This is a genomic window from Streptomyces sp. NPDC107522 (assembly GCF_055657525.1).
The window spans coordinates 639,047-649,956 of record NZ_JBVKAU010000001.1; the positions used below are offsets into that span (position 1 = coordinate 639,047).

General features: G+C 72.0%; 7 protein-coding genes. 5 read left to right on the top strand and 2 right to left on the bottom strand.

The window, feature by feature from the left end; genetic code table 11:
* The first annotated feature begins 462 nt into the window (after positions 1-462).
* Complete coding sequence (locus ACZ7L6_RS02780) at positions 463-1,251, top strand: FHA domain-containing protein (RefSeq protein ID WP_471920134.1); 789 nt, start codon at positions 463-465, stop codon at positions 1,249-1,251.
* Between the two features lie 22 nt (positions 1,252-1,273).
* Here the strand turns inward: ACZ7L6_RS02780 and ACZ7L6_RS02785 are convergent, their stop codons facing one another.
* Entirely contained in the window at positions 1,274-3,253 is a 1,980-nt protein-coding gene (locus tag ACZ7L6_RS02785; RefSeq protein WP_471920135.1) for a serine/threonine-protein kinase, read from the bottom strand.
* 228 nt (positions 3,254-3,481) lie between these two features.
* On the opposite strand from ACZ7L6_RS02785, the gene ACZ7L6_RS02790 reads away from it, so the two are divergent.
* Positions 3,482-4,276, top strand: a complete 795-nt coding sequence (locus ACZ7L6_RS02790; RefSeq protein WP_471920136.1) for a polysaccharide lyase family 7 protein — start codon at positions 3,482-3,484, stop codon at positions 4,274-4,276.
* Between the two features lie 30 nt (positions 4,277-4,306).
* Here the strand turns inward: ACZ7L6_RS02790 and ACZ7L6_RS02795 are convergent, their stop codons facing one another.
* Positions 4,307-6,937 (bottom strand): AMP-binding protein, encoded by a 2,631-nt coding sequence (locus ACZ7L6_RS02795; RefSeq protein WP_471920137.1) that lies wholly within the window; start codon positions 6,935-6,937, stop codon positions 4,307-4,309.
* Between the two features lie 148 nt (positions 6,938-7,085).
* Here ACZ7L6_RS02795 and ACZ7L6_RS02800 point away from each other — a divergent pair, with 148 nt between their 5' ends.
* The 3 genes from ACZ7L6_RS02800 to ACZ7L6_RS02810 all read left to right on the top strand — a co-directional run bounded on the left by ACZ7L6_RS02800 (position 7,086) and on the right by ACZ7L6_RS02810 (position 10,809).
* Positions 7,086-8,132 carry an iron ABC transporter substrate-binding protein gene (locus tag ACZ7L6_RS02800; protein WP_471920138.1) on the top strand — a complete coding sequence of 349 codons (1,047 nt, stop codon included), beginning with the start codon at positions 7,086-7,088 and terminating at the stop codon, positions 8,130-8,132.
* A 101-nt stretch (positions 8,133-8,233) separates the two neighbouring features.
* On the top strand, positions 8,234-9,769 hold the full coding sequence (locus ACZ7L6_RS02805) for an ABC transporter permease (protein ID WP_471920596.1): 1,536 nt from the start codon (positions 8,234-8,236) through the stop codon (positions 9,767-9,769).
* The gene (locus ACZ7L6_RS02810) at positions 9,766-10,809 is read left to right on the top strand and encodes an ABC transporter ATP-binding protein (protein ID WP_471920139.1); all 1,044 of its coding nucleotides are present in this window, start codon (positions 9,766-9,768) and stop codon (positions 10,807-10,809) included. Before ACZ7L6_RS02805 ends, ACZ7L6_RS02810 begins: the two co-directional genes overlap by 4 nt.
* The last annotated feature ends 101 nt before the right edge of the window (positions 10,810-10,910 follow it).

Below are 10,910 nucleotides of genomic sequence, written 5' to 3' on the forward strand. Positions count from 1 at the left end.
ACAGTGAAGGAAGTGCCACCCGCAGTTGATGATGGCAGGCAGGTGCGTCGTCGGGAAGAGCGATAAGGCCGGACGGACGGTTCGCGTGCCGACCATCCAACCCGGGCAGCCGTGGTTCCACGTGGTAGCCGGCGTGTAGGGGCGCCGAGGGGACGGCACGCCGCCGGGGCGCGGTGCGGGGGCGGCGCCTGGTCGCGCGCGGCGTGACGTTGCCGGGGCCGCAGGCCGTGGGCTGCTACGCGAGATGCGGGCCCGGCGGTCCTCGGACGAGGAGTGGGAGGCAGGGGTTCCGGTGGGTGCTGTGCAGCGTGGGCGGGGAGGACGGCGGGAAACTTCCTGGGGGAGCGCTGAAGTCCGCGTACTGACTCCGTGACTGCCCCCGCCCTCACCTCCTGCGGGAGGGGTCCCGCGACGGGAGGTCGACAGTAGAACCGAAAAGCTCACGAACCGAGGAGACCAGCGATGCCCCTCTCCGCCAGCCTCGCGCGTGGTGTGGCGCCCGCCAAGCCGGGGACACTGCATGCCCGTACGGTCACCGGTGAGCTCAGCGCCCCGCCCCGCCAGGGGCTGACGGTCCGCTTCGGACGCGGTGAGAAGCCGGACGTGGACCTGGGGGTCGGCGTGGACGACCTGCGGGTGAGCCGACGGCACGGCGAGCTGACGTACCGTCAAGGGCTGTGGTGGCTGCGCAACACCGGGCAGCAGCTCGTCCGGCTGCCGCGCGGCCGGATGATGCACCTCACCACCGAGCCGATCCCGCTCGCCACCGGCTACACCCCGCTGTTCGTGAAGGGCTCCGGCTACCGTGAGCACCTGGTCGAGCTGTACGTGGCGGGCCACGACGACCAGGGGCCGGTCTCGCGGCGGCGGGCCGAGACCGTACGGCCGGAGACGTGGTCGCTGGACGACGACGAGCGGCTGTTGCTGGTGGTCCTCGGCCAGCATTATCTGCTGTACGAGGAGGACCCGAGGCCCCTGACATACCGTCAGGCGGCCGAGCGGCTCGCCTACCTCCGCCCCGAGGGCAAGTGGAACGAGCGCAGGATCGAGTTCCGTATCGAGGCCGTACGCCGTCGGCTGCACGGGACCGGCTTCAAGTACCCGCTGCTGCACGACAAGTCCGAGGGCCGCCCCGCCGACAACAGCCTGCTGCACAACCTGATCAGGGGACTGGTGGAGTCGACGACCCTCGTGCCGCCGGACCTGGAGCTGATGGAGGACGACGACGACTGGCCGGACTCCGTGCTCTGAGGAGACGGCAGCACAACTTGCTTCACAGCGCGCGGAGTTCCGCGGCGGCGGAGGCCGCGAGGTCCTCGGTCATCGCGCAGAGCCGGTCCTCGCTCCGTTGCCCGCTGACGTCCAGCCGCACCATCTCGACGGCCGTCTCGGCGTTCTGGCCGCTGTACCTGCGGTACTCGACGAAGGCCGAACAGGTGTCGCCGTCGTCGCCCGGTTCGACGATCGTGCGGTGTCCGCTGAGCGTGACGGTGGTGGCTCCGTCCTCCGCGGACTTGGGCTGATCGCGGAAGAAGCTCACCTCCGCATCCAGCTCGTCGACGTCGCTCGACCACTCGCAGCTCCAGTTCGCGACGCCGACGTCCGGCACGTCGGCCTTGAGGCCGGGGACGACGGACAGCGCCTTGGCGTCGAGGAGCATGCAGGCGTCCTTCCAGGCCAGCGATGTGCGAGGGTAGGCCGGGGAACGGCGGGGGACCGGCCCCCGGTCGAGGACCTCGGCCGCGCTCGAGGCGGCCTTGTCGGCGACCGTGCACAAGGTCGCGTTGCCGCCGACCACGGAGCCCTTGCCCATGTTGACGCGGACCCCGACCAGGGTGCCCTCGGTGTCGCCGTCGGAGGTCAGCAGCAGCTTGCACTCGTCGCTCTCCGACTCGTCCTCCCGGATGCCGATCCTCCCGACGGTGCGGGAGGGCTTCGACCCCTCGGGCGGTGTGCCTCGACGGAGGCTGACCGACACGTCGATCCGGGTCTTGTCGTCGACGCCCACGAGTACGTCGCAGCGGTCGAAGTTCCCGTAGTCCACGTCCACGTGGACGTCCGCCTTGCCGAACTGGTCGAAGGCGGAAGCGTCGGTCAGGGCGCACACATCGGCCGTGCGCGGATCGCCGATCAGGGCGTGCGGTTCGCCGTCCGAGGCGTCCGCCTCCAGCAGGCTCCGCCCGGGCTCGGGAGTGCCCTTCCCGTCGTCGCCGTCGCCGGGGATCACGGCGAGGCCCAGGGCCAGTACGGCGCTGATGCCGAGAGCGGCCGCGATCAGTGGCCGGCGCAGACGCCGGGGCCCGGTGACGGTGGTGGCCGTGTCCCGAGGCGTCGTGGGATCGGCTCCGGCGATGTCCTCCAGGAGCCGCTTGACCTCGACGGCGTCGGGGCGTTGCCGGGGGTCGCGTTGCAGCATGGCGGTGAGCACCGGGTACAGCGGTCCCACGGCGGCGTCCAGCTCCACGACGCCCTGCTCGGCCTTCCAGTAGCGCAGCCGCTCGGCTTCCTCGCCGGCGTCCTCCGGGCCGGCGGTGCCGGTGTCCTCCTGGGATGCGCCACCGCGCGGCGGCGCACCGGTGACCAGCGCGTACAGGGTTGCGGCCAGGCAGAACACGTCCGAGGCCGGCCGGGGGACGTTGCCCCGGGCCAGCTCGGGGGCGGCGTAGTCAGGGGTGAAGCTGAACGGGCCGTTGACGGTGATGGTCTCGGTGCCGCCGACCCGGTAGGCGGCACCGAAGTCCAGTAACTTCGCGGCGCCGTGCCGGGTGAGGCCGATGTTGGCGGGCTTGACGTCGCAGTGCACGATGCCCGCCTCGTGCAGGGCGGCGAGAGCGTCGGCGAGTTGGGCACCGATGCGGGCCGCCCGCGCGGGAGAGACCGTCGGCTGCCGGTCCAGGCCGCCGCCGGGGACGTACTCCATGACGAACCAGTACGTCTGCGACCTGTTCCCGTACTGCGACCCGTTCCCGCTCCGCGCGTCGTTCCCGCGATGCGTCCCCTTCCCCTCCTGCTCCACCGTCACGACGTCGAACAGGGTCACGACATGGGGGTGGTCGCGGAACTTGGCCATGGCGCGCGGTTCGCCCAGCAGTCGCCGTACCGCGGTCTCGCTCTCGCCGTCGGTCCGCTCCGGTTTCAGCGCGACGTCCTGGCCCACCACCGTGTCGTGGGCCAGCCACACGTCGCCGCCCCGCCCCGCGCCCAGGACCTCCTTGAGGACGTAGCGGTCGGCGAACTGGTCCCCGGAACGCACGGATCTTCCCCCTCGGTCGAGTCCGGAACGCACACGGCCCCAGGTCCCGCGCGCATGGATCGAACCGTACTGCGTAGGGCGGACCGTACGCAGTGTCTACCCAGAGCCTTCATCAGTCGCACGCATGCGTAGAAGCGGTGAGATCGCGGGCTGCGGGACCCCTCCCGGCCGCGGCGCCTACGGTTCGCGTCGGCACCGACCGCACACACCCGACAGGAGGAGCCCTCCATGCCCCGCACCCGGACCCTTGTGCTGGCCGGCATCACTGCGGCCGTCTCGACCGCCGCGTTCACGCTGTCCGCCCACGCCCACGCCCACGTCGGCGCCGCGACACCGCACGACCGGTCGGCCACCGGGTGCACGTACCCCGCCGACGCCCTCGACCTGACGAACTGGAAGCTCACCCTGCCCACCGGCGAGGACGAGGACCCCACCGAGATCACCCAGCCCGAGCTGGCGACCTTCTCGGCCGATCCCTGGTTCCGGGCCGAGGCGGGCTGTGAAGCGGTGAGATTCCGGGCGGCCGTCAACGGCGTGACAACAGGGGGCTCCAGCTACCCGCGCGCCGAGCTGCGGGAGATGACCGACGGCGGCGAGGACGAAGCCGCATGGTCCACCACGGACGGCACCCACACCCTCGTGGTCAGGGAGGCGTTCACGGCACTGCCGGAGGAGCGGCCGTACGTGGTCGGCGCGCAGGTCCACGGCGGGGACGACGACGTCACCGTCTTCCGCCTCGAACGCAGCAACCTCTACATCACCGACGGCGACGACCGCCACCACCACCTCGTCACCGACGACTACGAGCTGGGCACCGAGTTCGAGGCCAGGTTCGTGGCCAGGGACGGCGAGATCGACGCGTACTACAACGGCCGCCTCGAGACCACGATCTCCCACGACGGCGACACCAACTACTTCAAGGCAGGGGCCTACACGCAGGCCAACTGCGACAACTCCGAGCCGTGCGCCGACGACAACTACGCCGAGGTCCGCATCTCCCGCATCAAGGTCACCCACTCCTGACCGGTGGGCGGTGCGGTGTGAGGGGCGTGGTCACAGCCACCGGACCGTCCGCGCCACGCGGGTCACGACAGCCGCGTAGCCGACGCCGATCACCAGGGAGGCGAACAGGGCGGTGAGCGGGAAGTCGTCCTGGAGGTAGGGGTAGACCTGATAGTGCGTCAGGTAGATGTACAGGGAACTGCTTGCCAGGAGGCCCATGAGCGCGCTGATCGGGCCGAGGCTGGGCAGGGTCGGTACCCAGATCAGCAGCCCGAGCCCGGCGATCACGAGGGCTGTGCGCAGGGGCTGGTCCTGGAAGAGGCCCGGCACGGTGAGGAGCAGCACCCCTGTCAGCAGGGCCCGTTGCCGCACGGTGTGAGCCCGGGCGGCCGCCCAGCCCAGCGCGAACAGCCAGAAGACCACTGTGGGACTCAGCTGGGGGCGGAGGGACGCCAGGCCGAGCAGGTCGTAGCGGCCGACCAGCCCGACAGCCATGAGCGCCAGGGGCACGCCGAACGTGTACCGCCGTTCCAGACGGTCCAGCAGCGGTACGGCCATGAGGAGGGCCAGCGCGATCAGGAAGTAGACGAGGGCCTCCACGAACCAATAGGCCCAGTCGAAGCGGTCGTTGCCCTGGTCGAGGAGGGTGTTGAGCAGCAGGGCGTTGGCGGGGTCGTAGAAGTCGGTCAGGAGTACCGCGCCGGTGATCCACGCCATGCTCGGCACGGCGATGCGGGCGATGCTGCGCCACAGTCGCCGTACGCGCTCGCGGCGTGCAGCGCTGGTCAAGAGAAAACGGGCGAAGTTGTAACCGGCCACGCCGAGGAGGATGTGGGCGAAGCCTTTGACGTCGAAGACCCGGATGTGTGAGCCGACGATGAGGACGATCCCGACGGCGCGCAGCACGACCCCGGTCTCCAGCGTGCGGCGGGTCCGCCAGGAGTCCGCACTCGTCCAGGTGCGCAGTGCGCCACGGACCCCCTTGCCCCGCCGCGGCACCGATACGTCCCGTGCGTCCGGCCGCTGCGCCACGGACGCGGCACGGGGCCGCAGTTCGCGGATGGTTCTCGTGTGCCAGTCGGCGGGCAGGTGGCCCAGCGCCTCCTCCAGGCGCAGGGACATCTCGACGTAGGACAGGGAGTCGCCACCCAGGCTGACGAAGCTGCTCTCCTCGGTGACGTCGGCGCGGTCGAGGATCTCGGCGTAGAGGCGGACCAGATCCTCCCCGGCGTCGGGTGCCGCCTGCGCGGAGGGGCGCGTCAGTCGTCGTACGGCCTCGTAGTCGGGCTTGCCCGAGGCCAGCCGGGGCAGTTCGGCGACCGCCCGGACCCGTAGGGCGCGGGCAGGGAGTCCGCACTCCTGCGCGATCAGCCGTCGGATCCCGGCTTCCCCGCTCGCATCCCCGAGCGCGGTCACGGCGAGAGTCTCCCCGTCCCCCGCGCAGTACGCGGCGACGCCGTGTTCCTCGAGCAGCGCCTCCACGCGCTGCGGGTCGATCCGCAGGCCGAAGATCTTCACGAAGCGGCTGCGGCGGCCGATGACCTCGTACAGCCCGTCGGGCGCGCGGCGGGCGAGGTCCCCGGTGTGCAGCTCCTCGACGGTCCGGCCGAGGGCGAGGTCGGCCGGACCGTCGGCGTAACCGAGCATCACGTTCGGTCCCGAGTAGACCAGTTCACCGGCATCCGGACCGTGGCCGTCGACCGGCTGCAGCCGGAAGGAGCCGCCGGGTATGGGGACGCCGATGGCCTCGGGGCGCTCGACGGCGAGCCGCGGCGGGAGGTAGGCCATGCGGGCCGTGGCCTCGGTCTGGCCGTACATCACGAACAGCTCCCAGCCGGAGCGGCGGCCCAGCCGGGCGTACCGGGCGACGCGTTCCGGCGCGAGCCGGCCCCCGGCCTGGGTGACGCGGCGCAGGTGGGGCAGTTCCATCTGCTCGAACCCGACCCGGTCGAGCAGGTCGAAGGTGTACGGCACTCCGGACAGCGAGGTGCCGCGAGCGGTGCGGAACTCCTCCCAGAACGCGGCGTCGGACACCGACCGTTCGGTGAGGACGAGTCCGGCGCCGCGCAGCAGGTGGCTGTGGATGACGGACAGGCCGTAGCAGTAGTGCATGGGCAGGGTGGTGGCGGCCCGGTCGGTGTCGTCGATGCCGAGGTAGGTGGCGATGGACTCGGCGTTGGCCTGGAGGTTGTCGTGGGAGAGCCGTACCAGTTTGGGAGAGCCGGTCGAGCCGGAGGTGCTCAGCAGAAGGGCCAGGTCCGGGTGGAGGGTGTGGGCGCTCGTGGGGTGCCGCTCGTCGAGGGTCCAGGTCCCGTCGGCGTGCGGGCGGGCCACGACGTCGGGGGCGTACGCCTCGGTCAGCGAGCGGATCGTGCTGTCGCTGTCGCCCGGGACCAGCAGGACGGGGTGGCCGGCGGACAGGGCGGCCAGGTGCGTGACGAGCGCGTCGGCCCGGTTGGCGCCGGCCAGCAACACCAGCCGCCGTACAGGCCCGAGGCGCTCGGCGGTGGCGGCCACCCGGTCGGCCAGCTCGCGGTACGACAGCCCTCCGTCCGGCGTGATGAGCGCGAGGCGGTCGCCGTAGGCCGCGAGTCCGCGCGCAAGCGGAAGGGTTTTCGGCCACGGTACGGGTGGTGTGTCGGGGGCGGCAGGTGCCGGGAGGGATCCGGAGAGGTGGACCACGAGGCGCCCTTTCTGTGGCAACGTCCGTTATCAGCACAGGGCCCTTGACGTTTAGGTAAGCTTTACCTTATTCATAGCATGGTCAAAAACAAGCCACAGCAAGTCCACAGGATCGCTTCGCCGCGAGCCCCGTAGGAAGGCACACACCATGCGACGCCCCTCGGTTCGCCGGATCACTGCGCTGGTCGCGGCCGGCCTGTTGCTCCCCGCCCTCGCGGCGTGCGGCTCCGACGACAAGGACGGCGAGAGCCGGAGCGGCGACTCCTCCCTCGTCATCTACTCCGGCCGCAACGAGAAGCTCGTCAAGCCGCTTCTGGACAAGCTGGAGGAGGCCGTCGGCGCCAAGGTCGAGGTGCGCTACGGCGACAGCGCGGAACTCGCCGCGCAGATCCTCGAGGAGGGCGACCGCACCAAGGCCGGGCTGTTCTTCTCCCAGGACGCCGGCGCGCTGGGCGCCCTGTCCAGGGAAGGCATGCTGCAGAAGCTCCCGCAGGCGGCCCTCGACGAGGTCGACGAGGCCTACCGGGGGTCCGACGGCGACTGGGTCGGCCTCTCCGGGCGCGTCCGCGTCATCGCGTACAACCCGGACAAGGTCACCGAGGACAAGGCCCCGGACAGCGTCTTCGACGTGGTGAAGCCGGAGTGGAAGGGCAAGGTCGGCTTCGCGCCCACCAACGCCTCCTTCCAGGCGTTCGTGACCGGCATGCGGGTCCTGAAGGGCGACGACGTCACCCGCGAGTGGCTCGAGGACCTGAAGGCGAACGGTGCCAAGACCTACGCCCACAACCTCGCCACCCTGGACGCCGTCGAGGCCGGCGAGGTCTCCCTCGGACTGGTCAACCACTACTACTGGTACGAGCGCGTCGCGGAGAAGGGCGAGGACAAGGTCAACGCCAAGCTCAAGTTCCTGCCCGGCAAGGACCCCGGCGCGCTGATCAACGTCGCGGGCGCCGGCATCCTCAAGGACAGCGGGCAGAGCGCGACGGCGCAGAAGGCGGTGGACTACCTGCTGTCGAAGGAGGCGCAGACCTACTTCGCGGAGGAGACGAAGGAGTACCCGCTGGCCGCGGGCGTCACCAGCAAGGTCGAGGGCCTGCCGCCGTTCGAGTCCCTGGAGTCCCCCGACATCGACCTCGGCAAGCTGGAATCCCTCCAGGAGACGCTGGCCATGCTCCAGGACGTCGGACTGGTCTGACCGCCGTGCCCACATCGCCCACCTCGCGCCCGGCCGGAGCCCTCGCCGCCCCGGTCGGGCGGGAGCCCGACAGCGGTCGGGACACGGGCCGTACCCGAGCGATCCGAAGGGCAGGCGGATTCGGCGGGGCCGGTCGCAGACCGCCCCTGATCCTGGTCGTCCCGGCCTGTGTGGCCGCCCTTTTCGCTCTACTGCCCCTCGGCTATCTCGCCGTGCGTGCCCTGGAACGCGGTCCTTCCTTCGCCTGGGACGTCGTCGCCGACGAACGCACCCTGGACCTGCTCGGCCGCAGCCTCGGTCTGACCGTCGTGGTCGTGGCGGCCTGCCTGGTGCTGGGCCTCTCGCTGGCCTGGCTCACCGTCCGCACCCGGCTGCCCGGGGCCCGCTTCTGGTCGGTGCTGGCCACGCTGCCGCTGGCCGTGCCCAGCTATGTAGCCGCCTTCGCCTGGCTGTCGGCCGAGCCGGACCTCGCCGGGTTCGGCGGCGCCGCCCTCGCGCTCACGCTGGTCAGCTTCCCGTACGTCCATCTGCCGGTCGCCGCCGCACTGCGGGGCATCGACCCGGCCCAGGAGGAGGCCGCCCGCTCCCTCGGGCACGGGCCGCTGGGCACGTTCCTCCGTGTCACCCTGCCGCAGCTGCGCCCGGCCGCGGCGGGCGGCGCCCTCCTGGTCGCGCTGTACGTGCTCTCCGACTTCGGCGCGGTTTCGCTGATGCGGTACGACACCTTCACCCGGGCCATCCACACGTCCTACCGGGCCTCCTTCGACCGCACTCCGGCCGCCGCGCTCAGCGTCGTCCTCGTGGTGATCACGATCGCGCTGGTCGCCGCGGAGGCCCGCACGCGCGGCCGGGCCGGGCACGCCAGAACCGGAACGGGCACCGCCCGGCCGCCGGTTCGGGTCGCCCTCGGCCGGTGGCAGCCGCTCGCCCTGCTGTGGTGCGGGGCGGTGACGGCCGTCGCCGTGGCCTTCCCGCTGGGCACGCTCGGGTACTGGCTGGCCGTCGGCAGCTCCGCCACCTGGAACCTGGGCGGACTCGCGCAGACGGCCTGGGCCACCTTCGGGGTCGCGGCGGCGGGCGCGGGCCTCACCACACTGCTCGCTCTGCCGGTCGGGGTGATCGCCGCCCGGTACCGCGGGCGCGGTGCCCGCCTGCTGGAGCAGGCCGCATACGCGGGACACGCGCTGCCCGGCATCACGGTCGCGCTCGCCCTGGTCTTCTTCGCCGTGCGCTACGCCTACCCGCTCTACCAGCAACTCCCGCTGCTGGTCGGCGCCTACGCGGTCCTCTTCCTGCCGGTCGCGGTGGCCGCCACCCGCGCGGCCGTGCTTCAGGCGCCGCCCGTCCTGGAGGACGTGGCCCGGTCGCTCGGGCGACGGCCGTGGCAGGTGCTGCGCGAGGTCACCGTCCCGCTCGCCGCGCCCGGCGTGGCCGCCGGGGCCGCGCTCACCTTCGTGGTCTGCATGAAGGAACTCCCCGCGACCCTCCTGCTGCGCCCCACCGGCATGGACACCCTCGCCACCCGGCTGTGGACGGAGACCGGCGCCGGATCCTTCGCGGCCGCCGCCCCCTACGCCGCCGCGCTGATCCTGCTGGCCGCCGTCCCCTCGTACCTCCTAGGCAGGCACCGGACATGAACGCACTGCACGTCGAAGGACTCACCAAGTCCTACGGAGCCGGAGAGCCGGTCCTGCGCGGACTCGAACTCACCGTCCCCGCAGGCGCGCTGGCCGCGGTCCTGGGCCCCTCCGGCTGCGGCAAGACCACCCTCCTGCGAATCGTCGCCGGCTTCCTGCAGGCCGACGCGGGCACCGTCCGCCTCGGCGACCGCCTCCTCGTCGGCCCCGGCGTCCACCTGCCGCCGGAGCGCCGCCGCATCGGCATCGTGCCCCAGGAGGGCGCCCTCTTCCCGCACCTGAGCGTCGCCCGCAACGTCGCCTTCGGACTGACCGGCACCGACCGGGCCGAACGACGGCGCCGCACCGAGGAGATGCTGGAGCTGGTCGGCCTCGCCGGATACGGCGACCGCATGCCGCACGAGCTGTCCGGCGGCCAGCAACAACGCGTCGCTCTGGCCCGCGCGCTCGCCCCGCGCCCCCAACTCGTGCTCCTGGACGAGCCGTTCAACGCCCTCGACAGCGCACTGCGGACGGGAGTGCGGTCAGACGTACGGGCCGCGCTGCGGGCGACCGGCGCCACCGCCGTCCTCGTCACCCACGACCAGCAGGAGGCCCTGTCCACCGCCGACCTCGTCGCCGTCGTACGGGACGGCCGGGTCGCCCAGTGCGCCACCCCGCAGGACCTCTACCGCCGGCCCGCCGACCCCTGGATCGCCGACTTCGTCGGTGACGCCGTCCTGCTCCCCGGCACCGTCGACGCCGACGGCACGGCCCTGACCGCCCTGGGCCCCGTACCCCTCGCCGCGCCGCCCGACGGGCCGGACACCGGCACGGTCCTGCTCCGCCCGGAACAACTCCGCCTGGCCGACGCGGACTCCGGCGACGCGGTCAAGGGCACGGTGACCGACATCTGCTACTACGGCCACGACGCCATGGTCACCGTGGCCGTCGAGGGCCACGACACCCCGATCGCCGTCCGAGTCGCGGGGCCTGTGCCGGTCGGACCGGGGGAGGAGACGGGCATCCGTGTCGTGGGCGAAGCCGGCCTCCACTCGTGACGACGGTTTCCCCTGCGGCTCGGGGCCGAGCCGTGGCCAGGGCACGAAGACCATGACCAGGGCGGCGAGGGCGGCGGGCCGTACTGACGTCTCGCTACTCG